This window comes from Pleomorphomonas sp. T1.2MG-36, from assembly GCF_950100655.1.
In the GTDB taxonomy this organism is placed as follows: Bacteria; Pseudomonadota; Alphaproteobacteria; order Rhizobiales; family Pleomorphomonadaceae; genus Pleomorphomonas.
Genome location: NZ_CATNLY010000012.1, coordinates 952,316 through 978,047, shown reverse-complemented (window position 1 = coordinate 978,047; position 25,732 = coordinate 952,316). Strand labels below are relative to the sequence as shown.

The window sequence follows — 25,732 nt, the reverse complement described above, 5'->3', positions numbered from 1 at the left end:
GAGAAAAAGCCGTGAACGAACCGACGGACGGGGCGGCGCCTCTGCTTGAGATGCGCCACATCAGCAAGACCTTCAGCGGCATGGCTGCGCTGAAGGACGTCTCGCTCTCGGTCTGCCGGGGCGAAGTGCATGCGCTTATGGGCGAAAACGGCGCCGGCAAGTCGACGCTGATGAAGATCCTGTCCGGTGCCTATCGCGCCGATCCCGGCGGATCCATCCTGATCGACGGTGCCCTCGTGAGCATCGACGGACCGGAGGCCGGCCGCGCCTCGGGCATCGCCGTCATCTATCAGGAACTGTCGCTGGCCCCCAACTTGACGGTGGCCGAGAACATTTTCCTCGGTCGCGAGCAGCGGCGTGGCGTCTTCACCGACAAGGGAGCGCAGGAAGCCGCCTGTCGCGACGTCCTCTCCCGCCTCGGCCTCTCTTTTTCGCCGTCGACGGTGGTGTCGCGTCTTTCGCTCGGCGAACGGCAACTGGTGGAGATCGCCCGGGCACTTGCCTCCGACGCCCGCATTCTGGTGATGGACGAGCCGACGACGTCGCTGTCGACGCTCGAGACCGAACGTCTCTACGAGATCATCGCCAGCCTCAAGGCCGATGGTATCGGCGTCATCTACATCAGCCATCGCATGGAAGAGATCTACACTCTCTCCGACCGGGTCAGCGTGTTGCGCGACGGCCAGTATGTCGGCACGCTCGCCCGCGACGAAATCACCGCCGAGCGCCTTGTGGCGATGATGGTCGGTCGCGACGTCTCCTCCTTCTACAAGAAGGACCACCGGCCCACCGCCGACCGCCAGACGCTCATGTCGGTGCGCGAGATCGGCGACGGCCGGCGCATTCACGGCTGCTCCTTTGATCTGAAGGCCGGCGAGGTGCTGTGCCTGGCCGGGCTGGTCGGCTCTGGCCGAACGGAACTGGCCCGAATGATCTACGGCGCCGATCCCAAGAGCCACGGGACCGTCGCCATCGATGGCCGGCCGGTCGAGATACACCGGGCGCAAGACGCCATCGCGTCGGGCATCGTCTATCTCACCGAGGATCGCCGTCGGCTCGGCCTGTTCCTCGACATGTCGATCAGCGACAACATCAATATCAACGTCGCCGCTGGCGATGCTCGCTACTGCGGCTTTTCCAACGTCATCCAGGCAAGAGAGCGGGCTGGCCGGGCGATGACCGCGCTGGCGGTTCGGGCCACCGGCATGGCGGCGAAGACCGGAGCGCTGTCGGGCGGCAACCAGCAGAAGGTGCTTCTGGCCCGCCTGCTTGAGACGAAGCCCCGCGTCCTGATCCTCGACGAGCCGACGCGCGGCGTCGACGTCGGCGCCAAGTCCGAGATCTATCGGCTGATCGACGATCTCGCGGCAAACGGCATCGGTGTGCTGATGATTTCGAGCGAACTGCCGGAGGTGATCGGCGTCGCCGACCGGGTGCTGGTGATGCGCGATGGCCGCATTGCCGGCGAGATCACGGCGACGCCCGAACGTCCGATCACGCAGGAAGCCATCATGGCCTATTCGACCGGCGCCGCCGCCATTGACGCTTGAGCAAGCGGAGGAGATTCAGTTGTCCAACACCATCAACACGACCGGCGTCGGCTCGCCGGTGCGCGCCGACCGCCTGCAAACCGCCATCCAGCTGTTCGGCATGCTGCCGATCCTCATCCTGCTTTGCATCGGTTTCGAGCTGCTGTCCGGGCGCTTCATCACGCTCGTCAACCTGTCGATCGTCATGCAGCAGGCGGCGATCAACACCACACTCGCCTCGGGCATGACATTCGTCATCCTGACCGGCGGCATCGACCTTTCCGTCGGGTCGATCGTCGCCGCCTCGGCCATGGTGTCCGTCCTGGGCTCGCTCATTCCCGGCTGGGGCTATCTCGGCATTCCCGCCGGTCTCGGCGTCGGGCTGCTCTGCGGCCTTGCCAACGGACTGCTGGTGGCCGTGGTCAAGCTGCCGCCGTTCATAGCCACGCTTGGGTCGCTGACGGCGGTGCGCGGCCTTGCCCGGTTGATCGGCAACGACACGACGGTCTTCAACACCTCGATGCCCTTTGCCTTCATCGGCAATGGCGCGCTGTTCGGCGTGCCCTGGCTGGTCGTCATCGCCTTCGCAGGCATCTTCCTCTCCTGGGTGATCCTGCGGAAGACGGTGCTCGGAACCTACATCTATGCCATCGGCGGCAACGAGGACGCCGCGCGCCTTGCCGGCATCCGCGTCGCGGCCGTGCTCGTCTTCGTGTACGCCATCTCGGGCATGTTCGCCGGTCTCGGCGGAGTTCTGAGCGCGGCCAGGCTCTACGCAGCCAACGGTCTCCAGCTCGGTCAGGCCTATGAACTCGACGCCATCGCCGCCGTCATTCTCGGCGGCACCAGCCTCGTCGGCGGCATCGGTTCGATCTGGGGCACGCTGATCGGCGCGCTGATCATCGCGGTTCTGACCAATGGACTGATCCTGGTCGGCGTCTCCGACATCTGGCAGTACATCGTCAAGGGCCTGGTGATCATCGCCGCCGTGGCGCTCGACCGCTATCATCGGTCGCGTGGGTGACGTCCTGAGCTCCGGCGCCGCCACCGTTCATTGATCCCTTGGGGCCATGCAATACAAGGAGATGGCCATAAACGTGCCGGCCGGCCACTTTACGGCTGGCTGAAGGTTCCTTGCGTTGGCCTCCAGACACTGCAGGTTCCAGCACAGCCCGCGCGGGTAACACGCACCGATAGGTGGGGCTGTGTAAGAGACGCGTCGCCGGATTACAGGCGTCGCGTCTCGCTTCGTTCCGTTGCCGAAGCCTTACTTGGCTGGCTTATAGATTGGCCGGGATGCGACGAACGCGGAGAAACTCACGCCACCGGACGCCAGGTCGAGAAGTTCGTCGGGCAGTTCGTCCTGAGCGATTTCGGCCGGCAGGACGATGTTGATCTCGCCGGGCTTCTCGTCGATCACATTGATCTTGAAGCCAGGGATCGGGTCGACGCCGAGGAGCTGTTGTAGCGCCTTATGCGGCTCGGACTTGAGAAGGGCGCGAAAATCGCCGTCGGTCTGGGCACGTTCGATCAGCGTTCCAGAAACCTGGTTGCGCACGGCAGTCATGGTGTCGGACATGTTATCCTCAGTGTTCATTTGATTGAAAGAAGGCCGGCTGACTTGGCTGGCCATGTCGACCTGCTAAGCGTCCCCCCGAGACGCCAATGCAAATCGTCTCTTGTTGATGTGTTCGTCCCGCCTCTCGACCGCAGGGGGCAAGCATCATCGAAAGGATCGTTGGGAAAACACCAACTAGGCCACTCTTAGTTTCGCTAAGGTGCCCTCATTTTACTTGGCCGGCTTCTTGTGGTTATCGCCGTACAAGACGAAGGAGGAGAAGCTTACGCCACCGGAGGCCAGATCGAGAAGTTCGTCGGGGAGTTCGTCCTGAGCGATTTCCGCCGGCAGGACGATGTTGATCTCGCCGGACTTCTCGTCGATCACGTTGATCTTGAAGCCAGGGATCGGGTCGACGCCGAGGAGCTGTTGTAGCGCCTTGTGCGGCTCGGACTTGAGAAGGGCGCGAAAATCGCCGTCGGTCTGGGCACGTTCGATAAGCTTTCCGGAAACCTGGTTGCGCACGGCAGTCATGGTGTCGGACATGTTTTCCTCAGTGTTCATTTGCTTGAAAGGAGCTCAGTTGATTTGTTTGGCCAAGTGAGACCAGCGACGCGTCACTTCCAAAAAGCTGGTCTCGCAACGCTTCGCGCCATTGAAATCTTATGATTGTCAGGAAAATGAAGCCAGCGCTGTAACGAGACAAATCGTCTCTCATTGCTGGAGTTTCGTCCCGCCCCTCGAAGTATCGGCCGCTCGCGCTCTCAGAGATGCTTTCCTGACACAAGCACTCGGTCAACGTGATCAGCGTAAGGCGCAAACCTGTGCTCCAGAACACGCCACATCATTGGAAGACCGGAGGAACTTTCAAACACGGCGATCGCATCAGCCCCGTGGAGCTTTTCGATGCGATGCGCCCCTTGTGCGTAGGCGACGAGCAGCCAGCCACGCCTTTGATGCTCTTCATGGATCCAGCCAACCGGAAAGCCCCAGCGGCGTACTCCGGGATGAAACTGGCAGATGACCCATCCGACCACTTCGCCGGTACCGTCGATAAGGATCATCGAGAAGTCCGGGTCGACGGTGTCGTCGGAGAGGCCGATCTGCGTCCACTCTGGTGCCCGCCCGGCCTCGATTTCCCGCAGGATCAAGGCTCTGGGATCGCCGTCATGATCGCGCCATGGCACGATTGAGAGGCCATCGCGGAGCGCACGCTGGACGAGGCGCTCCCGGTCGCGAAACACCTCGCTTGTCTTGCCCACACGGCCGAGGATGCGAATTCGCTCGGGTTCGGGCGCACTCCAGCCGGTGCCGACGAGCAATGCGGCAAAGCTGCCTGCGCCGGGTAGCCGATCAGAAAACCGCGCCGAAACATCCTTGCACCCGGCGTCCCTCAGTCGCGTCTCGATCTCTAGAAGAAGCGAGCGACCCGTTCCCGCGTTCCTATGGTCCTTGGCAACCACCAGCGACCTCAGTTCCGCCTGCCCGGAATCCATGTACATCGTCGCCAGCGCCAGACCGATCGGATTGCCCTTCTCGATGGCTGCCAATCGAAAGGGTCGCATCTGCGAACCCTCGGAGAGTGCCTCCGAGAACGCGGTGACATAGGCGGGAAACGTCAGGTTCCCGAGCTGTGCCATCTCGTGATTGTCGACGAGCCGGAGTTCGACTCCATCCTGCGCCGCGGAGCGGTCCGTTCTGCCGTGATTACGCATAGGCTAGCTGCACCAAGCGGTTGGCGAGCGCCAAGCGCTCGGCAAGGGTTGCGGCGAACAGACGATGGGCCAGCACCGCCAGCTCTGCGTCGTCCGTTTCGAGCCGCTTCAGCGTCTCTCCGGTCAGGCAGAAAAGAACGGCGTCCTCTTCGACGATGACGTCAGCGGTTCGCTTGCCGCCGAGGTAGAAGGCGACTTCGCCGAGAATGGCGCCGGCGGTCATGCTGCGAAGGCGCAGCTTGCGGCCGTTTGCCAGCGTGACCTGCACCTTCACCCGCCCGGATGCCAGGACGAAGACGTCGCTCGCTTCGTCCCCCGCGGAGATCAGCGTCTCCTCAGCCTTCATCTCGATGCGCCGCATGACGGAGATCAGCGCGGGAAGCCGGGGGTGCGGGCCGAGCTCACGGACCAGATGCGCGGCTATGCCGATGCTTTGCCCCGTGTCGCCATGGGCGGCGAGAAGTTCGTCCTCCGCCACCTCCAGGGCATGATCGAGGTCGGCCTCGATGGTCGCTGAAATGGCTCGGCCGCGCGCCTCCCTTGCCCGTTCGACCAACTCCCGGACGTCGGGGGTCGAGGGGGACAGGACCACGCTCACGTTCGCTGATGCCAACATGTTGAAGATCTTGACGAACCCGGCCATCGCCGCCGAATCCATGCCGCTGACGCTGCGGAAATCCATGATCAGGCAGCGCGGCGGAGCCTCCTTGCCGATCCGGCGCTGCACGGCCCTGACGATCTGTTCGACGGTGCCGAAGAACAGATAACCCTGCAGTTCGATGATCTGGATGAGATGACCGTTCGCGTCGAGAATGTGGTTGGCGGTGGAGGAGCGATCCGTCCGGCTGCGCCTCTCGCGACTGCTCGCTTCCAGCCGCACCACGGGCAGACGGGCGTAGTTGTAGACGAAGGTGGCGATCGCGAAGATCAGGCCGAGCGCGATGCCGGTGACGAAGCCGAAGACCATCATCGAGACGACGATCGCCAGCGCCACCGCCCATTCGAGGGTGGGCAAGGCCCGGCGGGACGCGATGGCCCAGTCGTAGACCAGTTCTCCGCCCAGCATGAGCATCAGGCCGGCGGCGACGAAGAGGGGAATCGCCGAGGCCAGCTCGGTGGCGAACGGCAAGGCCAGCGCAAGCACGAGCGCCGCTGCAAGCCCGGCCGATCGATCCCTGACCCCGAGCCGGCCGGCGAGAAGCGTCATCCCCAACCCGGTGAAGCCGGGCGCTCCGCCAAGAACGCCGACGGCGAGGTTGGCCTGGCCCGCGATCTTCAGTTCCGTGTTGGCATCGATATCCCGACCGGTTGCCGCCTCCAGGCCGCTGGTGTTGAGCAGCAGGCCGGCAATGGTGATCAGCGGTATGGCGGCGATGATCGGCAGGATGTGGACGACGACCCGCCAGTCGGCCTGCGTCAGGACCGAAAGGGGGGAGGGCAGGGACAGCCCGGCCTGATCGGGAGGGACCTCGGGCAACCAGTGCAGGTGCCGAGCTTCTTCGAACGACAGGCTGCCGGAGAACACGATCCCGTAGAACAAGCCGATCGACAGGAGGGTGATCGCGGGGGCGACGGCCGGGTTCGCGGTCAATCGCAACCCTGCGCTCATGGCGAGCGCGAAGACGATCGCCGGAATGAGAACGGCGAGGATGGCGGGCTCCACCGTCGAGCGCGCGATGTCCGCCAGGCTCGCTTCATTGCTGATCATCATCAGCGCGCCGTCGATCAGCAGCCAGCCGGACCCCGCCAGAAAGCCGGCGATCACCGAATAGGGCAGGAAGCGGATCAGCACGCCGAACCGGAAGCGCCCCGAGAGGTAACAGAGCGCGCCGGTACCGATGGTGCTGATGGCGAGAATGGCGAAAACCGTCGATATCCGGGCAGCGTCCGTCGCCCCCGCCATGGACGCGGCGGCGGCTGAGACCGCTGCGGCGAGAATGCCGATGTTCGTTTCCTGCACTTGGGCGAGGCTCGCGCGGTGGCCGCTCCGCCAGGCGACATACATGGCCAGTATGACGCAGCTCACGAGCATGACGCTGACGCCCTTGCCGAAGCCGGTGGCGAGCGTTCCGGAGAAGATCAGCGCCGCGAAGGCGACGCTCGTGCCGAGGCTGTCGATGCCGGCGATCAGCCCGAACATGATGGAATGCAGATACTTGCGGATCGCCATGTTGGGGGAGGCCTGGTGGCCGGCTCACAAGGGAGCCCGGCGGGACGGAAGAGCGGGGCAGCAGTGGCGATCCTATAGGTGCGCCGGTTGCCTGAGCAAAACGGCCAAGCCATCATTTCATCCCGCAATACTGGCAATTCGTTCCAGCGACGACGGAAGCTCGACCCGTCGATCGGCGAGTGCCGCGATATCCTCACGATGGGTGGCATAGAGCAGGATGATGTTTCGCCGTCGCGCGGCAGCGACAATCCCCTTGGCGACTTCGGTATCGAGGCCGGACAGCGTCTCGTCGAGGACCAGCAGGTCCGGCTCTTGTGCCAGCACCTGGGCGACCAGCACCTGCTGGAGCAGGCTTGCGGGCATGGCGCCTTCGACCAGCAGCGTTTCGAACCCCATGGGCAACGTGGCGATCGCCGGCGAGAGGCCTGAGTCCTCCGCCGCGCGGCGAATGTCGGCGTCGCTGGCATCGGGAGCGTTGGTGGTGATGGCGGTGCGAATTGTGGAAGACCCGACCATGCTGTCCTGGAAGACGCGCGCGATGCGGGCGCGATAGCCGGACAAGGATTCCCACGGCATTTCGCGGCCGTTGACCGATATGACGCCGGATTGCGGTTGGCAGAGACCGGTCAGAATGTCGAGTAACGTCGATTTCCCGCAACCGGACGGACCGGTCAAGGCGACGATGTTCCCCCGCTTCAGGGTGAGGGAGAGGTTCTCGATGAGAGGGCGGGGAGCGCAGTCGTGGCGGAAGCGGATGCCGGCGATAGAGACCTCGTCGACAGCGCCGGGCTCGGCTTCGTCGTCCTCGGCGGAGGATGCGAGCTTCTCCTTCATCTCGGCGATCCGGCGGTGGGCCGACCAGAAACGTGCAACGTGCCGGCCAAGCCGGGTTGCTCCGTGAACGGCGGGTATGAAAAGAAGCAGGGCGGGCAGGTCGGCGCCCGGCGCTCCGCGCTCTCGAATGGTAACGACGAGAGCGGCGGCTGCCACGACACCGGGCAGAAGCTTGTCGACGATCCGGACGAGTTCGGCCCAAAGAGTCCAGCGAGCCTGCCGTCGTCCCGAACCCTCCAGTTCGCTGAGGACGCTGTCTCCAAGGCCGAGCTGTCTCAGGAGAGGCATGCGAGAGGCGTATCTGCTCTCGATGCGATCGAGTTGATCCGTTTCCAGGTCAAGCCGGGCGCGAAGCCGACCGCGTCCCAGCGCGACCAAGAAGCCCATCAGAAAGGCACCGGCCGGGAAGGCCAACAGAGCGTGGGGGGGGAGGGAGTGCCGAACGAAGAAAAGCCCGAGCACTAGCGCCACCATCAAGGTCGCGCCGGCGGTGATCCGCCGCAATGCTCGGGCCGCTGCGAGGGCGCTCCCGAGCGCTTGTTTCAACTGAAAGACCTGGCTTCGGGCGTCGCTTGAAAGATCGTCCGGGGCAGCCGGAGGCGGTGGCGAGCGCAGCATGCGATCCCATAACCGGGCGTGGATGCGCAGGCTCTCGTCGCGTCTCAGCCGGTTTTCGCTTCGCCGCGAGGCGATAAAAAGCAGCATCGCACCAACGATCAGGCCACCGCGCGTGACGTCGCTCGGAGCCTGAAACAGCAGAAAAGGCAGCAGCGCGAGGTAAGTCGGAACTCCGCAGAGCACAATGTCCGCCAGATGGGCCGGGTAGGGTGTCGCGGGACGCCAGCGGGCGATCCACGATCGAAGCGAAAGCCTGCCAACGGGCGCCGTGGGGTACACCATGTCGATGCGGTCGGCGCGCTCGGGAATCGCCCTTCGCAACCTGCCGTGACGAAACAGCCTCGCTCCGTCCGCCATGCGGATCACCAGTGGACCGGCATCCTCGCATTGCTTCGGAGGCGTCTTGAAACGCACCCTTCGGAAGCGGACTCGCTCGTTCGGAACGTCCTCGCCGCTCATGCCATGTCTCCCAGCTCAATGGGGCGATCGGCAAAGCGAAGAAGATCGAGGTTCTTGGTCGTCACCACGATGGCCAGCCCGCGTTTGACGAGATTGGCGAGGATGGAGCCGGCAAGGTCCGTCTCGACGTTGTCCAAGGCTCCATCGAGGACCAGAACGGCGGGGGATCGGCAAAGAGCCCGTGCGATCATCAGCCGCCGAATCTGTCCGCCACTCAAGCGGGGTTGGTCGTTCTTGAGAATGAAGTCCAGCCCGCCGCGAGGGGCGACCACGGCGTCCATCGCCACCGCTTCAAGGGCTGATCGCATGGCTCGGTCGTCGATGTTCGGAGTTCCGAGGGACAGGTTGTGCCGCAGCGTTCCCGGCACCAGGAAGCGTTGATGGTCGATGAGAACCGCCGAGCCGGAGAGATGAACATAGCCGGATGTCGGCTCCATCAGTCCGGCCGCGAGGCGGGCGAACGTCGTCGCCCCTGCGCCGGGTGCGCCATGGGCAATGGCAACCTCGCCGGTGCCGAGACCGAGCGACAGCCCCGAGACGATGGGAAAGGCCATGCCGGCCGGCGACCACCCGGCATCGTCCATGATAAGGCGTGCGGCCGATGGCGCAGTCGGTGGGAGGGACTGCCTCGGTGTCGGCTCGGGCGGGGGATCGGACAGGCGCAGCATGGCGTCCTTGAGGCGACGGATGCTCAGAGTGGAGGACGCGACATGGAGCATGGCGCTGCTCGCCATCGCGATGATGAGACCGAACAGGAGGTCGTTGGCGCTCGCCAGACCCCACGCCGAAAGGCTGATCGGCAGGGCGATCTTGCAAAGATCGAGCATCACGACGAACGCGTCCGCGACGTCGTGCTCTTCGGCGGCTTTCAGGGCGTTTGAAGCCTCTCGCGCGTGGGTTCCGGCGAGCCATGAGAAAAGGAAGTCGGTGCCGCGTCCTATCCTGTACCAGGCCGATTCCACCAGATAGCTCTCGGTCAGCGCACGGACCGGCATGGCGTTCCTGCCGAAGCGGGCGGCGTAGCCGTAGCGACGGAAAGAGGTGCGCAGGATTGCGCCAACCTGAAGGATGGAAAGCGCCGCAATTGGAAGGGCCTGGATGGGCGCTGCCAACGCGGAAAGAGCAAGGAACAAAGCGGTCCAGATAAGCGCCAGCCCGGCGTTGGGGGTGCCGTTTTGCTGCAACGCCCGCAAAGCGGCGAGAAAGACCAACGTTCTATCCGGTCTCGCCTCGAGATAGTGGAGATCGGGTGTCCTGCTGAGGTGCGCCATGACGTGTCGCCGCGCCGCGTTCGTCGCACCAAAGGCGAGAAGGGCGGCAAGAAGAAAGGCGACGATCAGGCTTGCGGCCGACAGAGCCAGCGGCACGGCGAAGAGCGCGGTGCCGTCAGCTGTCCCCGACAGCGCCCGAAAGCCCACCGAGGTCAGGGCTCCGCTGATCGCGGCCAGAACGCCAGCAAACGAAAACATGGCCATCTCTGGCCTGAAAGCGGCGATCATGGAGCGAACGAGCGAGAAGGGCCGCCCTCGCCGTTTTGCCTTGTCTGGCATCAGTCGGAGAACGATGCCGGTGAAGTCGCGGGAAAACTCTTCGCGCGTCATCGTCATGGGGCCGGCGGACGGATCGTTCAGATAAACGGCGTCCTTCGTGATCTTCTCGACGACGGCGAAGTGGATGAACCGCATATGGGCGATCAGCGGCAGGCCGAGCGCTTCCAGGTCGGAAGGTTCGGCCCGGCGCGCGCTTGTCGTAAATCCCTCGTCCTCGGCGATCTGGCGTAGCTGCCGCAAGGTCGACCCGAGCAACGTCGAACTGGCGCGCTGCCGCAGCTCTCCGAGAGAGAGATGGACACCATGGTGTCCAAGAAGAATCCCAAGCGCAGCAAGGCCGCATTCCGCGTGCTCGCCCTGACGAATGTCTGGCGTTTGCGTTGTCCGGCGTGGCGATGAGCGAAGCGAGAATCCCATTTGGGCGGTGACACGAAGCCCCAGTTGATGCCGCCGCAATAGCCGACGGCGGCCCCCAATGGCAGCGCAAAGCGCCCCTTGGGACAAAATGCAATCAATTTGGGACGGAAGGGCATCTCGTAAGTCGTTGATTTCGCGTCAAGTCGCCGAGCTTCATGCTAGAGGGACGGGACGCTATAGGTAGTTTCAGTGATCCCATGTTCATGAAGATGATTTCTCGAGGCAGACGCCCCGCGCTTTTTGCCGTTTTTGCGCTCCTGGCGGTGGCATCGACGGTCCACGTCGCCAGCGCGGCATCCGACGATCGCAATCGTCCGCCGCGCGCTTCGGCGGGCGAGGTGGTCAAGATCGAAGAGCGGCGCACGGCGCTGTTCCAGGTCATGCTCGACCACCCCGACAACCTGGACGCGGCGTTCGAATACGCAGCCCTGTCCTCCCAGGTCGGCGATCTCGAAGGGGCGATCGCCACCCTCGAACGCATGCTGATTTTCGCTCCGGGCCTTCCGCGCCTGCAACTGGAACTCGGCGTTCTTTACTTCCGGCTGGGCGCCTATGAAGCCGCCCGCGGCTACTTCGAGGCGGCCGTTGCCGCGCCGAACGTACCGGCCGAGGTGCGCCAGAAGGTCGCGACCTATCTGGAAGCCATCGACCAGAAGAGCGACGGGATCGGCTTCTCGGGATCCTACACCATCGGCACGCGCTATCAGACCAACGCGAACGGCGGTCCGACGTCGTCGCTGGTCAACTTGAGAGGACTGAACTACGAGCTGTCCGAAGACGCGCGAAGCTCGCCGGATGTGAATCTCTTCGCCAGCGGAGAATTCCGCTCCGTCTTCGACCTTCCGGCTCAGGGCGTGGAGTTCAAGCTCAACGGTCAGGGGCACACCGAGTTCTACCGGGATCGGTCGGACCTCAATCTCGGCCTTCTCGAAATGACCGCCGGTCCATCGTTCGATCTCAACCGGTTCGGGCTCGAGGGGTACTCGCTGGATCTGTATGGCGTGGGGGCGGGTGCCGTGCTGTCCGGCGAGCCGTTTCTTGGCTCCTACGGCGGCGGCGCATTGCTCGGTGCGAGGCCGAGCACCGACGCCTACTACGGCTTGCGGGGGGAGTACCGCCGCGAAACCTTCTTCAACTCCGACGACCATCCGACCATGGCCGAGAAAAGCGGCGACCACTTCCAGGTTCAGATGGCGGCGACCTATCGGCTCAGCCCCTCGGTCAGCGCCGGACTTGCCGGCATTGCCGACCGCTTCAACGCCGAGGTGGCCTACAACACCTATTGGCAGCTTGGTGGCGTCGCAGGCTTGTCCTTCGATTACGCCTCGCCGATCGAGGCTCTGCCCGGCGCCTGGAATCTCGCGCTGTCCAGCCAACTGTCCCGCCGCGTCTATGACGCCGCCGATCCCATGGTCAGCACCGACAGCCAGGACACGATCAAATGGGGCGTCAACCTCATCCAGACGATTCCGATCGAGACGGATCTCGCCGCTCAATTGCAGGCAGGCTACCAGCACGCCTGGTCCAACTACGATACGTCCAAGTCCGATAATTTCTTCCTAAGCATTGGTTTGAAAAAGGTTTTCTGACATGGCTCCGTCAAAGAACTATCTCGTCGCGGTCGGGGTCGCGCTCTGCATCGCCACGCCGTTGGAGAATGCCCGCGCCGCGACGCGGGTTGGCGTCACCTCTGCCGTCAACCCCGCCGCCGAGGCGCAGCGCCCGGGTGGCGCGGCGAAGACCATCACGCTCGGCGACGAGGTGATCCACAATCAGGTGATCAACACCAGCGGCGAAGGCCTGGTGCAGATTCTCCTGGCCGATGGAACCACGTTTACCGTGGGGCCGAACTCCCGCCTGACCATCGACAGTTTCGTCTACGACCCGCAGGCCGGAACGGCCAAGGTTTCCGCCAGCCTCTCCAAGGGCTTCATGCGCTTCATCGGCGGACGGACGTCGAAGACCCCCGGCGGCGCGACCATCAACACCCCGATCGGCACGGCCGGCATTCGCGGCGCCGTCGTCGATATCGACCTTGGCAAGATGGGCCAGCAATCCGGAGACAAGGGGAAAGGGAACGGAAAGGCGCGAAACGGTGGGAGCGACGGCGGAACCTCGGCTCCGCCCCATGTGTCGCTGATTTTCGGCCACGAGGTGACGCTGACGGCGGGCGGGGTCAGCAACAGGCTCTTCAAGGCCGGATACTCGGTCGTCGTCGATGGCGGGCAGGCCCAGGTCATCCGCACGCCGCCATCCTTCGTGCGTACCGTGCAGGACCAGCTTGCCGGGCACCCCGGCACGACCGGCGGCGCCACCAAGCCCCCGAGCGACCAGACCGTTCGCAACAGCGGCGTCGACCAGCACAACTCCGGCAGTCCCCTCGTCTCGAACATTCCGGTGCCGCTTCCTCGCCCGGACAAGCTTCCCGAAAAGATCGTGGAAACCGCGCAGACGGATTCCGTCGAACGCGCCGCCGAAAAGGCCTCGGAAACGCCGGGAACGCGCGCAGTCGCCATACGCGCCCTGACCTCCCGCGATCCCGCTGACGGTGGTGGCAACGGCATTCTCGGTGGCTCGCCCGAAACGGATCGCCAGGGGTCGTTGACTGGCGCTGCCGGCTCGAACGGGACGGCATCACTGAACGACGGCACCACGCTGACCCTGCCGGTCTATGCCGACGGTGCTTTCTCGAGGCAGGCCATCAGCGGCGTCGCCTATGGCGGCTCGACCTATTCCGGCTTCGGCTATGCGGGCCTGGAGGGCTTCAGGGCCTACATGCTGACCAATGGCAGCGACCCGCTCTATGTCATTGCCGGAACGCCGACAGCGAACGTTTCCAACGCCTTTCTCTCCTCGGGTACGCGCCGTTACTCACTGACGGCGGACGCCCTGAGCGGTTTGACGACGGGGGACGGGGCGGCAATCCCCTTTGCCTATGGGCCTGGTTTGTCGGGCGTCGACATGAGCGGTGCCCAGTCGAGCGATTTCCTGGTCGCGGGAACGCCGGCCAACAGCAATCCGGACGTTAAGGCCAAGGGGCTTCAGGCCTGGCTGGTGATCGACGGAACGGGAGCCGGGCAGAAAAGCGCGATCGGAGCGACGACCGGCAGCATCGAACTGTTGGGAGACGACGTTTCCTACGGGTTCGTCGGCAAGCGCGGCGGCAGCCAGAGGCTCGACGCCACCGACGGCAGCGTTTCCTATTCCGGCACGGTGACCAGTGCTGCCGGCGCCGGGGGCGGAACGTCGGTCTTCGGATCGAACGGACAAAATCTCGTTCTGACCAATGATCTCGACAACGCGAGCGCCAAGTTCAAGGACAGGCCCAACTACGGCATGTCCCTTCCGATCGGCACGACGAACTTCGCGACGGCGCACGTGGCCAATCTCGCTTCGACAGATCAGACCGTCAGCCGCAGCTACGATGGCAAGACCCTCACCGGTTACAACTCCGTTGCCATGTCGACGGACGGAACCGTCTCCCTGAAAGCGGGCACGACCCGCATGACGTTCAACGGAGGTGACGGCACCTTCAACGCGAACTTCAAGCAGTTCGACGACGATGGAAACCTCTATAACGACGAGATCGGCTTTAGCGACGACTACGGTGGCGCCGTCTACCTCGACGATGCCGCCTTCGCGGCCTCCGGCTCCAACAATCGTTCCTATGTCGTCAACTCGGAACTCGCCCCGGTCAAGATCTTCGACGGTGGCACTTCCGCCAAGCTGTGCGACTGCTCCTATTTGAGCTGGGGCTGGTGGGGACAGGCCGACACCGGGGATGGCTCGATCATCTCGGCGCACCTGGGCAACTGGGTGATCGGCGACGTCACGGCCAATCTCGACATGCCCGCCTCGGGAACCGCCACCTATTCCGGGCACGCGGTTGGAACGGTTCTGGATGGCGGCAGCCAGTATGTCGCGACCGGCAACATGGCGGCCTCCGTCGATTTCGGGTCCCGTACGGGCAGCGTGGCGATCAGCGATTTTGATGGGCGCAACTTCGGTAGCAATGTTTCCTTCCCCGGTTCCTCCACCTTCACGGGCACGAACGGGAGCACCTCGCTGACCGGCTCGTTCGTGAACGGCAACGGATTGGCCGCCGAGGGGATGATCGGCGCCTTCACCACCTCGGATGGTGGCTGGTCGGCCTCCGGCATCTTCGCTGGAGACAGAAACTGATGTCTCCGATATCCGGTGGCAGGATCGAATGACGCAGGTCTCGGGGCAAGGGGCGGCGCGCCCATCGTCACTGAGCCGGTTGACCCTCGTGGCGGGCTCTCTGGTGCTTGCGATATGCCTCATCGCAATGCGCACGTGGCCGGCCGCCACCGAGGTTCTGACGAACCAGCTGTTCGATGGCTATCAGCGGCTTCTGCCGAGGGAGGCGACGGAGCCCCCGGTGGTTGTGGTCGACATCGACGAGGCCTCCATTGCCGAACTCGGCCAATGGCCGTGGTCGCGACGGGTCATCGCGACCATCGTCGATCGGCTGCATGCGCTCGGAGCGGCCGCCATCGGCTTCGACATCGTGTTTTCGGAGCCCGATCGCCTGTCCTTGAGCCGGGCGGTCGACGACCTGCGCCAACGAGGTGCGGTCGTCAGCCTGCCGTCTGGAGCGGAGGAGCTCGACAGCGATGCCGATCTCGCAAGGGCATTGGCAGAGGCCAACGCGGCCGTCGGGCTCGCCTTGACGGACGAGGGGCGCGACACGCCACCGAAGCCCAAAGCCGGCTTCGCCTTCGGAGGTACCGATCCGCGCCAGTATCTGACGCATTTCCACGGCGCCATACGCAACATCGAGCCTTTGCAGACGTCAGCCACCGGGGCGGGATTCTTCTCGTTCGCAACCAGCCGGGACAACGTGATCCGCGCCATGCCGCTGGCGGCGGTGGCGGGCGACGAGATCTTTCCTGCCCTCAGCGTGGAGACGCTGCGGATCGCCCAGGGCGCCTCGGGCTTCGTGATCCGCACCAGCGATGCGAGCGGTCAGGGTGGCGGCGGCAATCCGGCCATGGTGGACTTGCGCGTCGGGGAGCTGACCGTTCCCACCGACTCCGACGGCCGCATGCGCGTCTACTACTCCGGAATGCCGAACATGTCCGTGATCCGGGCGGCCGACCTCGCCACGGACCGGATGAGCGCCGAAGCGTCGGCGGCGGTCATGGGGCGGATCGTTCTGATCGGCACCAGCGCGGTTGGGTTGCGCGACATTGTCGCCACGCCCATCGCGTCGGCCATGCCGGGTGTGAACGTCCACGCCGAAATCATCGACCAGATCGTATCGGGCTCCTTCCTGAAGGAGCCGGACTGGGCCGAAGGCGCAACCTTGCTTGCCGCGTTCCTCTCGGGGCTGATCCTGATCGGGGTTGCCAGCCGAAGCGGAGCCTTGTTCAGCACGCTCGCTTTTCTGCTCCTGTCGGCCGCGCTTGTGGCCGCATCCTGGCTTGCCTTCGCCAAGGGGCAATACCTGCTGGATCCGGTGGGGCCGACGTTGACGCTGCTGGTCGTCTTTCTCGTCCTCATCCCGTTGCGCCTTGCGCTGGAGAACCGCGAGAAGCGGTTCGTCAAGAACGCCTTCGGGCGCTATCTCGCCCCGGCCCTGGTCGAGCGTCTCGCCAACGAACCGCGCGCCTTGCAGCTCGGCGGCGAAACCCGGCGCGTGACGGTGCTCTTTTCGGATATTCGCGGCTTCACGACGCTGTCGGAGGGGATGGACCCGCAAGCGCTGACGGGCCTCATCAACAACATCCTGACGCCGCTGACCGACGTGCTGCTGAAAGGCGAGGCAACGATCGACAAGTATATCGGCGATGCGATCATGGCGTTCTGGAATGCGCCGCTCGACATTGACCGGCACGAGGAGAAGGCCTGCCGCGCCGCGCTCGCCATGCTCGGCGTCGTCGACACGCTCAACCGCTCGCGATCGGAACCGATCCGCATCGGCATCGGCCTCAACACAGGCGAGGCCTGCGTCGGCAATCTGGGTTCGGCGCAGCGCTTCAGCTATTCGGCACTGGGCGATAGCGTCAACCTTGCCTCGCGCATCGAAAGCCTGACGAAGCTCTACGGCGTGGACATCGCCATCAGCGAGTTCACCCGTCAGGCGGTTCCCGATTTCGCCTTCCTCGAACTGGATCTCGTCCGCGTCAAGGGCAGGTCGGCGCCGGTTCGCCTTCATGCCCTTCTGGGCGACGAGACCTTGGCGCGCCAGCCAGAGTTCATCGCTCTGCAAGAGCAGCACGACGAGTTCATCCGCCTCTATCGCCGGGGAAGTTTCATCGCCGCTCGCGCGCGCCTTGGCGTGCTGCGCGGCATCGCTCCTCCGACGATCGGCGCCCTTTACGAGATCTATGCCGAACGCCTTGCTTCCCTTCTCGCCGAGCCCCCCGGCGAGGCCTGGGACGGCGTCTATGTCGCACGCTCCAAGTAGCTCGGAACCGCTGGATCATGTCCGCTCAGAACAAGAACCTATATCGGCAGGAAGCGCTGGACCGGTTGTCGTCTCCCGAACAACTGGACGAAGCCATCGTCATCACCAGTCCAGGCGGCTGGATGGCGCTCGCCGGGGTCGTCGTGCTGCTTGCGACCTTCATTGTCTGGGGTTTCACGGCGAGCATTCCCACCCGCATTTCCGGTCAAGGCATTCTGATTTACGGCGGCGGCCAGATGGTCGATGCGATCGCTGCGGCATCCGGACCGCTGACGCACCGGCACGTCGAGCTCGGCGACCGGGTTCGCCAGGGCGATGTGTTGGCCGAAATCAGCCAGCCGGACATATCGACCCGCCTGGAAATGGCCAAGGCGCAGGCCAGTGCGGCTCGCCAGGCGATGGACGCCTTGCGCGGCGAGCAGAAGGTTCTGGGCGTTGCGAGGCTGGAAAACGCCGACGCCCGCAAGGCGGCCCTCGAGGCGCAGATCCGCGCCGCCGAGCAACGCCAGGAGGCCTATCGCAAGTTTGTCGAAAACCAGGAGAAGCTGGCGGCGTCCGGCGTCACGACCGCGAGCGCCGTCCAGCAGGCCCGAGAGCAGCTCTCGGGCGCCAGCCTCGACATTGCCACGGCTCGCACCGGCTTGCTGACGCTCACGGCAGAGCAACTGGCCAGCCGGTCGGAGGACGAGCGCCGGTTGTTCGAACAGGAGCAGAAGGTTCTCGCGGCCGAAGCCGAGGTCCGGCAGCTCGACATGCAGCTGTCGACATTCGGCAAGATCACCAGCCCCACGGACGGCATCCTGGTCGAGTGGAAGGCGCCCTTCGGCGCCTACACGCCGGCTGGAACCCGCATCGCATCGGTGGCAAGCGGCGACGGGTCGCTGCAGTTCATGCTTTACGTCCCCCCCGCGCAGGGCAAGCGGGTGAAGGTCGGCATGCCGGTTCATATCGAACTCGGCGGCATGCAGAAGGAGGAATGGGGCACGCTCGTCGGTCGCGTTAAGTCGGTGTCGGATTTTCCCGCCACCCACGAAGGCATGCAGGCAATCCTGCAGAACGACGCCCTGGTCAGCCGGTTCTCGAAGGAGGGGGCGCCGTTCGCCGTCCAGGTCGAGCTTGAGCGGGACGCGGCGACCGCCAGCGGCTACCGCTGGTCCGGCGGCACAGGGGCGCTGGCCAACCTGAGCCCGGGCACGACCGGAACCGCCAAGGTTACCGTCGACAGCCGCAAGCCCGCTTCCTTCCTCATGCCCTTCCTGAAGAAGGCGGCCGGCCTATGATCGGAGCACTGGCTCTTGGCTCGTCAGCGGGTGCCCGCGCTCGCAGGAAAGCTCGGGCAACACCACAGATCCTCCAGATCGAAGCCGTCGAATGTGGGGCGACGTGCCTTTCGATCATCCTTGCCCATCATGGCCGGTGGGTGACGCTTGAAGAAATGCGCGTTGCCGCCGGCGTCTCGCGCGACGGAACCAAGGCAAGCAATCTTCTGAAAGCCGCCCGTAGCTACGGCTTGAAAGCAAAGGGCTTCCGCAAGGAGGTCGGCAATCTGGCCGATGTTCCGTGGCCGGCCATATTGCACTGGAATTTCAATCATTTCGTCGTTCTGGAGGGCATTCGGGGGAAAAAGGTCCATATCAATGATCCCGCGTCCGGTCGCCGAACGGTGTCGATCGACGAGCTTGCGGAGGCCTTCACCGGCGTGGTGCTCGCCTTCGAACCATCGGAGGACTTCAGGTCCGCAGGAGAGCCGCCGCTCGCCCTGCCTCTGATGCTGGAACGCCTCAGGGGATCGAAGAAGGGGCTGCTCTTCGTTCTTCTTGCCTCGCTGGCCCTTGTGGTGCCCGGCGTGGCCGTTCCCGTCTTCACGCGCGCATTCATCGATACGATCCTGATCGCGCAGCAGGAGGATTGGCTGCTGCCCTTCGCGCTGGCCTTGCTTGTCATTCTGGCGTTGCGCGGGTTTGCCACCGCGCTGCAGCAGACCGGCCTCAGGCGGCTGGAGATGAAGCAGGTTGTCGTGCCGTCGAGCAAGCTTCTCTGGCACATGCTTCTCCTGCCGGCCGAGTTCTACGCCCAGCGCCACCCCGGCGAACTGTCCGGCCGGCTCAGCGCGAACGAACGGGTCGCCGACCTTCTGTCCGGCCGCCTGTCGTCGGCGGTCTTCAACCTGATCAGCCTGTTCGCCTACGCGGCCATCATGTGGATGATGAACCCACTCCTTGCCGGATGGATGTTCGCCATTCAGCTGCTCTACGGCGTGGTCATCCATCAGGGTGGCAAGGTCCAGCGGACGCAAAGCACCAAGCTCGGCGTGGAAATGGGCAGCTTGCTCGCCGCCACGCTAGGACCGATCCGGGCCATCGAGACCCTGAAGGCTTCCAACATGGAGGCTCAGGCCTATCGTCGATGGACGGGACTGCACAGCAAGGTGCTCGGCACCAGGGCGCGGCTGGCTCAGGCGCAGACCCTGATCAATGCCATCCCCGGCCTGATCCAGGCGCTTGCCAACGTTCTCGTTCTGGTGGTCGGCGCCATCAGTGTCATGAACGGCCACATGTCGCTCGGCACCCTGGTCGCCTTCCAGGGGCTTGTCAGAAACTTCAACGCGCCGATGCTCGAACTCGTCGGCCTTGCCGGCCAGATCCAGGCCATCCGCGCCGATCTGATCAAGATCGCCGACATCAATCGTGCCAAGCGCATCGCCGAGGGCGATCCCTCGGTCGTGCCAGCCTCAAGCCGCGTCGAACTCGATGGCATCAGCTTCGGGTACTCCCCGCTCGACACGCCGCTCATCCAGGACTTTTCGCTGCAGCTGAAGCCCGGCGCCCGCGTCGCCCTCGTTGGCGGATCGGGCAGCGGCAAGACCACCGTCGGTCGGATGATCGCCGGCCTGCAGCAGCCGTGGAGCGGAGAGATCCGCATTGGCGGCGTCAACGCCCAGAGGCTCACCCAGGCGCGCCGGTCCCAGGTGATCGGCTACGTCGACCAGGAGGTCTTTCTGTTCGAGGGAACGGTCCGCGACAACCTGACGCTCTGGGATGACACGATTCCACAGGATGCGCTGATCTCCGCCCTCTCGGACGCAGCCATCCTCGATGACGTGCTGATGAGGCCGGGGCAGCTCGACGCGCGGGTTGCCGAGGGCGGTCTGAACTTTTCCGGCGGGCAGCGCCAGAGACTGGAACTGGCGCGGGTCCTCAGCGCCAATCCCTCCCTCATCGTTCTCGACGAAGCCACGGCCGCGCTCGATCCGGTGACGGAAAAGCAGATCGACGACAACCTGCGTCGACGTGGCTGCGGCTGTCTCATCATCGCCCACCGGCTCAGCACGGTTCGCGACTGCGACGAGATCGTCGTCATGAGCCGCGGCCGCATCGTCGAGCGGGGCGACCACGACACGTTGATGCGGCTCAACGACGAATATGCCGGGCTGGTGCGGGGGGGCGCCTGATGCACCAGAACGCGGAAACCATCAAGTCGGACGAGACGCTGTCGCACATCATCGAGGGCGGTGGGAACAGGCCGTTGGCGCTCGACGCGGGCCATGCCGCCTACCGGCTACTCCGGGGCTATGCCGACATCTTCGTGCTCGACCGTGTCGGCGAAGCGCGCCGCCATCTCTTCCGCATGGAGAAGGGTGGGGTGCTATTCTCGGTGGCAGGCGCATCGGATGGGCGCCTGGTCGCCATCGGCGGACTCGGCTCCTGTTTCGAGCGGATCGGCATCGACGCGGCGCTGGCGAAGACGCCGGCCGTCGGCGAGTGGGTGCGTTGCATGAACGGGGCGCTCGGCGGTTCGCGCGACTGGCCGACCCGGTTGATCGAGGCGGATGTCGTCGACCTTCAGCCGGGCGAGACCTGCTCGGCCGCCGCCGGCGGTTTCGCCTTGGTCGTTGCCGAGGAACCCGCTTTCAGCTGGAGCGGTCGCATCCTGGAGGCTGGCACGCCCTTCCCGGTCGCCGCGCCGGGGCAGTTGGCGGCCAGGGCCAGTGGCAGGCTGCGCCCGATAGTCACTCCGTCCGTCGGGGACATGGCCGAAGGGCTCGCCAACCTCTCTCGCATGACGGTGGAGGCCGTTCTCGCCGGATTCGAAACCGAGCGCATGGAGGCGAGCCGGCGGCAGGACATCCAGGCGACTTCATCGGTTGGCCGGTTTTCGGAGGCGCTCGGCACGCTGGCCAAGCTGGGCAGTGGCGGGGCCTCCATTCACAACCCCTGGCATGCCGCGATCGCCGCGGCAATGAAGTCCCTCGGTTGCCCGTTGCGGAACCTTCCGGACGACACGCGGCGAAAGCTGGCGGACGCACGGGCGTTCGAGCCGATCCTGCGCGACCTGCTGCTCGATTACCGCGACGTCATCCTGAAAGACGGGTGGTGGACGCGCGACGGCCTGCCGATGCTGGCGGAGACCGCCGAGGGAGTCCCCATCGCTCTGGTGCCCACGCGGCGCGGCGGCTTTCTGGCCGTCGGTCCAGATGGCAGCCGCAAGGTGGATGCGGCGGTCGCCGTCACGCTTCGACAGAAGGTCCTTCAACTCTATCCGTTGCTGGCGGACAGGCGGCTTGGCTTTGGGGATCTCGCTCGCTTTGCCACGAGAGGGATGGGAGCGGAGGCGCGACTTGTTATCGTCACCTCCATGCTGGCTGCGGCGACCATGGCCTTGCTGCCGATCGCCACGGGAGTTCTGTTCGACACGGTCGTGCCGCTCAACGATCGTTCGGGCCTGTGGCAGGTCGCGCTGCTGCTCGTCGCGGCGGCACTCGGACAATCGATATTCGAGCTGACGCGCGCCATGACGGTGGAGCGGATCGAGGCCACGCTGGACGCTCGGTTGCAGGCGGCGATCGTCTTGCGCCTCTTCCGGCTACCCGCCAGTTTCTTCCAGCGCTATGCGGTGGGCGAACTCGGGCATCGGACACTTGGCCTGCAGGAGGTACGCCAGCTTCTGACCGGATCGACGCTTGCCGGCGTCTTCGGACTGATCGGCACGGTGTCGGGCCTTGTCACCATGGGCTTCATCAACTGGCGCCTGACCCTTTTCGCGCTCGCCCCCATTCTGGTCACGGTTGCCATATCGGGCTGGATCGCCCGCCGGCAGCTGCTGCACGAACGGGCTCGGTTCGAGCGTCGGGGTGGAAGCTTCCTGCTTCAGATCCTGGTCGGGTTGCCCAAGCTCAGGGCGGCGGCGGCGGAAATGCGCGCCTTTGCCGAGTGGACATGGCGAACCGTGCACGAACGTCACGCACTGGAGCAGTCGCGGCGCTGGCAGGGCTGGCAAATGGTCGGCGTCGCCGTTCTTGGCCCCCTGTCGCTGCTGTTCCTGTTCGGCTGCGTTCTCTTCGTCATGAAGTCGGAAACCGCGAGCGCCGCCCTGGAGGCGATGGTCGTGGGTAGCGGTGCCGCCGACGAAGCCGCCAGCCTTTCCACCGGCATGTTCGTGGCCTTCATTACGGCGTTCGGGCAGGTGTCGGCCGCCCTCACCGGAACGATCACCGCGGTATCGGAACTGCTCACCATCAACCCGCTGATGGCGCGGACCATGCCGATCGTCGAGGCGGAGCCGGAGATCTCCCGCGAGCGGGAGGCGCCGGGGCGGCTGTCGGGAGAGATTGCCTTCAATCGCGTGCATTTCCGCTATTCGCCCGACGGTCCGCTGATCCTGCGCGACGTCAGCTTCCACATCCGTCCTGGGGAATACATCGGCATCGTCGGAGAGTCGGGGAGCGGCAAGTCGACGATCATGCGTCTTCTTCTGGGCTTCGAGACGCCGGAGGAGGGCGGGCTGCTGTTCGACGGCAAGCCGTCGGATCGGCTCGACCCAACCCTGCTCCGCAAGGAGATCGGCGTCGTGCTGCAGAACGGCCGCATCACGCCGGGCTCGATCTACGAGAATATCGCCGGCGCCTCGGGGCTCGGCCTGGAAGCGGCCTGGGCTGCGGCAAGGCTGGTCGCGCTCGCCCCCGATGTCGAGGCCATGCCCATGGGCATGCACACGGTCCTCAGCGATGGCGGCGGAGCGCTCTCGGGCGGGCAGAGGCAGCGGATCCTGCTCGCCCGCGCTCTGGTCAACGAGCCCAAGATCCTGCTTCTCGACGAGGCGACCAGCGCTCTCGACAACCGGACCCAGAGCGTGGTGACCGATACCCTGGCCCGTTTGCAGGTGACGCGGATCGTCATCGCGCACCGCCTGTCCACCATCCGCGAGGTCGACCGGATACTGGTCATGGACAAGGGACGCCTCGTCGAAAGCGGTAGCTACGACCAGCTGATCGAGGCTGGTGGGCTTTTTCACGCGCTCGCTAGGCGCCAACTTCTGGAGAACGAGGCCTGATGCGCAAAGTGCTTTACATCCTTGGGCAGCTCGACGACGAGGATATCGAGTGGATGGCCCGCAAGGGCCGGCGGTTCTCCGCGTCCGCCGGGCAGGTTCTGATCTCCGAGGGGCAGCAGGTGAGCGACCTTTTCTTCGTCCTGTCGGGCGAAGTGGCGGTGACGGTTTCCGGCGTCGGAGAGGTCGCGCGGCTAGGCCGCGGCGAGGTGGTGGGCGAAATGTCTCTGGTCGACTCGGCACCGCCATCCGCCACCGTCGAGGCCACCGATGGCGCCTTCATTCTCGCCGTGGACAAGCGGGACCTGCAGGCCCGGCTGAACGAAAACCCGGCCTTTTGTGGACGCTTCTACAAGGCGCTGGCGATCTTTCTCGCCGATCGCTTGCGCAACACCACCCAAAGGATGAACTCGCGCACCGGGCTCAAGGCGGGAGCGGTGATGGAAGACGAGCTGGATGATGGCATTCTCGATACGATATCGCTGGCCGGCGCCCGCTTCGAGCATATGCTGACCCGCCTGTCTCGCAGCGAGGAGCACACGACATGATGGCGGAGGGTTTTCTCGTTTCCCTGGCACTGCTGATCTTCGGTCATGCGCTCGGGGACTACCCGCTGCAGAACGATTTCATGGCGCGCGGCAAGAACTGGAAGACGCCGGTTCCGGGCGTGCCCTGGTTCTACCTGCTGGGCGCCCATTCCGTCATCCACGGCGGTTTGGCGGGGCTGGCGACGAATTCTCCCATTGTCGGAATTCTGGAGACAATCGCTCATTTTTTCATTGACTCCCTCAAGAACAAAGGGATTATTTCTATTCACGGGGACCAAGCGCTACACATTGCATGCAAGGTAGTATGGGCGGCGATGATGGTCGGCGGCTGGCTCTGAAAACGCGTTTTTTCTTGAATCTCCCGTTACTCGCATTTCTTGACGCTTGGGCAGAACGTTGGTTGTCCTCGCGAAGAAGCAGAATACCTGTAGAGAGCGACCCAGGTGACCGACAATCAAATTGAATACCAGTTGATCCGGTCGTCGGACTTGAGCCACGAAGAAAACTACGAACGTTGGCGGATCGGCGTGTCCAGTCTGTTCGATGCCGTTCCGGCGACGGAGGGGCTCGACGGATTCAGGGCCGACCTTGCCAGCTACAATCTCGGGCACTTCCTGATCGGAAGGTCGTCGGCGGTCGCCCAGCGTTTCCATCGCTCGAACGAGCTGGTGGCCGCGACGGGTGTCGATCACCTGCTGATCCAGCTCTATGTGAGCGGTCAGTGCGCCTACAACGCCGATGGCGGGCTGGCGAAGGGCGCCGCCGGGGACATCGTCTGTTTCGACCTCAGCCGGCCGATGCGCAGCCACACCACGGACATGGACATCGTCAGTCTGATCCTGCCGCGCGCGATGATCCGCCTGATGCCCCGGGTCATAGACGGGCTGCACGGTGCGCGGCTGGATGGCACCTCCACGCTGGGCATCCTGCTCGGCGAGCACTTGATGACGATGGCCAAGCTGGCCCCTCAACTTGCCGGACCGGACGGAAAGCTGGCGGCGGATGTGGCGTCCGTGCTGGTGTCGAGCGGGCTTTCGGCCGCCGTGGCCGCCGAGCGCGGTACGCTCATGGATGCCAACCTTCAAACGATTCAGGTCTTCATCGAGCGCAATCTGACCAACCCGGCCCTCTCGACGGAAATGATCATGCGCCAGTTCGCCCTGTCGCGCTCGGCCCTCTATCGCCTGTTCGAGCCGCTTGGCGGCATCGCCGACTATATCCGGGAGCGGCGGTTGAAGCTGGCTCTCCTGAAGCTGGCCTCGGTCGGGACCTCGCGGGGATCGGTGGCAAAGCTCGCCTATGCGACCGGTTTTGCCAGCGAGAACGCATTCTCCCGCGCCTTTCAGCAATATTTCGGGCTTCGTCCGAGCGAGGCGATCCGCAATGCCCGGGAGGGCATCCGTCTGAAAGCCGATATCGGTTTTCAAGAGAGCAACTGGATGCAGGCCTGGCTCGACAAACTGCACGCCAAAGCCTGAATGGCGAGTGAGGCGAAGCCTCTGCCGACATCCTATCCCAAACTCCGCCGATATCGTCCCAAGGGGTGGGGCGGCGCTTTATTTCCAGCCTGAATA

General features: G+C 64.6%; 17 protein-coding genes. 11 read left to right on the top strand and 6 right to left on the bottom strand.

The annotated features are described in order from the left end of the window. Positions 1-50 precede the first annotated feature (50 nt). Together QQZ18_RS11340 and QQZ18_RS11335 are read left to right on the top strand one after the other, a co-directional pair. On the top strand, positions 51-1,550 hold the full coding sequence (locus tag QQZ18_RS11340; RefSeq protein ID WP_284541033.1) for a sugar ABC transporter ATP-binding protein: 1,500 nt from the start codon (positions 51-53) through the stop codon (positions 1,548-1,550). 58 nt (positions 1,551-1,608) lie between these two features. Further along, positions 1,609-2,553: an ABC transporter permease subunit gene (locus tag QQZ18_RS11335; RefSeq protein WP_446728638.1), complete on the top strand. Its 945-nt coding sequence runs from the start codon at positions 1,609-1,611 to the stop codon at positions 2,551-2,553. Between the two features lie 243 nt (positions 2,554-2,796). On the opposite strand, the gene QQZ18_RS11330 is transcribed toward QQZ18_RS11335, so the two are convergent. From QQZ18_RS11330 to QQZ18_RS11305, 6 genes are all read right to left on the bottom strand, one after another. Further along, positions 2,797-3,108 (bottom strand): NHLP leader peptide family natural product precursor, encoded by a 312-nt coding sequence (locus QQZ18_RS11330; RefSeq protein ID WP_284540993.1) that lies wholly within the window; start codon positions 3,106-3,108, stop codon positions 2,797-2,799. A 210-nt stretch (positions 3,109-3,318) separates the two neighbouring features. Then, complete coding sequence (locus QQZ18_RS11325; protein ID WP_284540992.1) at positions 3,319-3,633, bottom strand: NHLP leader peptide family natural product precursor; 315 nt, start codon at positions 3,631-3,633, stop codon at positions 3,319-3,321. Positions 3,634-3,851: 218 nt separating this feature from the next. After that, positions 3,852-4,802, bottom strand: coding sequence for a GNAT family N-acetyltransferase (locus tag QQZ18_RS11320; protein ID WP_284540991.1), 951 nt, complete (start codon positions 4,800-4,802; stop codon positions 3,852-3,854). Then, complete coding sequence (locus QQZ18_RS11315) at positions 4,795-6,972, bottom strand: SulP family inorganic anion transporter (protein WP_284540990.1); 2,178 nt, start codon at positions 6,970-6,972, stop codon at positions 4,795-4,797. The genes QQZ18_RS11320 and QQZ18_RS11315 overlap by 8 nt, the downstream gene beginning before the upstream one ends. A gap of 117 nt (positions 6,973-7,089) precedes the next feature. Beyond that, the gene (locus tag QQZ18_RS11310) at positions 7,090-8,883 is read right to left on the bottom strand and encodes an ATP-binding cassette domain-containing protein (protein WP_284540989.1); all 1,794 of its coding nucleotides are present in this window, start codon (positions 8,881-8,883) and stop codon (positions 7,090-7,092) included. Next, the gene (locus QQZ18_RS11305; RefSeq protein WP_284540988.1) at positions 8,880-10,850 is read right to left on the bottom strand and encodes a cysteine peptidase family C39 domain-containing protein; all 1,971 of its coding nucleotides are present in this window, start codon (positions 10,848-10,850) and stop codon (positions 8,880-8,882) included. Before QQZ18_RS11305 ends, QQZ18_RS11310 begins: the two co-directional genes overlap by 4 nt. A gap of 203 nt (positions 10,851-11,053) precedes the next feature. Here QQZ18_RS11305 and QQZ18_RS11300 point away from each other — a divergent pair, with 203 nt between their 5' ends. From QQZ18_RS11300 to QQZ18_RS11260, 9 genes are all read left to right on the top strand, one after another. Next, on the top strand, positions 11,054-12,439 hold the full coding sequence (locus tag QQZ18_RS11300) for a tetratricopeptide repeat protein (RefSeq protein WP_284540987.1): 1,386 nt from the start codon (positions 11,054-11,056) through the stop codon (positions 12,437-12,439). Position 12,440: 1 nt separating this feature from the next. Continuing rightward, positions 12,441-15,032, top strand: coding sequence for a FecR domain-containing protein (locus QQZ18_RS11295; RefSeq protein WP_284540986.1), 2,592 nt, complete (start codon positions 12,441-12,443; stop codon positions 15,030-15,032). Beyond that, positions 14,986-17,283: a CHASE2 domain-containing protein gene (locus QQZ18_RS11290; RefSeq protein ID WP_342398920.1), complete on the top strand. Its 2,298-nt coding sequence runs from the start codon at positions 14,986-14,988 to the stop codon at positions 17,281-17,283. Before QQZ18_RS11295 ends, QQZ18_RS11290 begins: the two co-directional genes overlap by 47 nt. Positions 17,284-17,300: 17 nt before the next feature. Beyond that, positions 17,301-18,563, top strand: a complete 1,263-nt coding sequence (locus QQZ18_RS11285) for an NHLP bacteriocin system secretion protein (RefSeq protein ID WP_284540984.1) — start codon at positions 17,301-17,303, stop codon at positions 18,561-18,563. Next, complete coding sequence (locus tag QQZ18_RS11280) at positions 18,560-20,734, top strand: NHLP family bacteriocin export ABC transporter peptidase/permease/ATPase subunit (RefSeq protein WP_284540983.1); 2,175 nt, start codon at positions 18,560-18,562, stop codon at positions 20,732-20,734. Before QQZ18_RS11285 ends, QQZ18_RS11280 begins: the two co-directional genes overlap by 4 nt. After that, positions 20,734-23,613 carry an NHLP bacteriocin export ABC transporter permease/ATPase subunit gene (locus tag QQZ18_RS11275; RefSeq protein ID WP_284540982.1) on the top strand — a complete coding sequence of 960 codons (2,880 nt, stop codon included), beginning with the start codon at positions 20,734-20,736 and terminating at the stop codon, positions 23,611-23,613. The genes QQZ18_RS11280 and QQZ18_RS11275 overlap by 1 nt, the downstream gene beginning before the upstream one ends. Further along, positions 23,613-24,158 carry a cyclic nucleotide-binding domain-containing protein gene (locus QQZ18_RS11270; protein WP_284540981.1) on the top strand — a complete coding sequence of 182 codons (546 nt, stop codon included), beginning with the start codon at positions 23,613-23,615 and terminating at the stop codon, positions 24,156-24,158. Before QQZ18_RS11275 ends, QQZ18_RS11270 begins: the two co-directional genes overlap by 1 nt. Further along, positions 24,155-24,496: a DUF3307 domain-containing protein gene (locus QQZ18_RS11265; protein WP_284540980.1), complete on the top strand. Its 342-nt coding sequence runs from the start codon at positions 24,155-24,157 to the stop codon at positions 24,494-24,496. The genes QQZ18_RS11270 and QQZ18_RS11265 overlap by 4 nt, the downstream gene beginning before the upstream one ends. Before the next feature lie 105 nt (positions 24,497-24,601). Further along, the gene (locus QQZ18_RS11260; protein ID WP_284540979.1) at positions 24,602-25,636 is read left to right on the top strand and encodes a helix-turn-helix domain-containing protein; all 1,035 of its coding nucleotides are present in this window, start codon (positions 24,602-24,604) and stop codon (positions 25,634-25,636) included. The last annotated feature ends 96 nt before the right edge of the window (positions 25,637-25,732 follow it).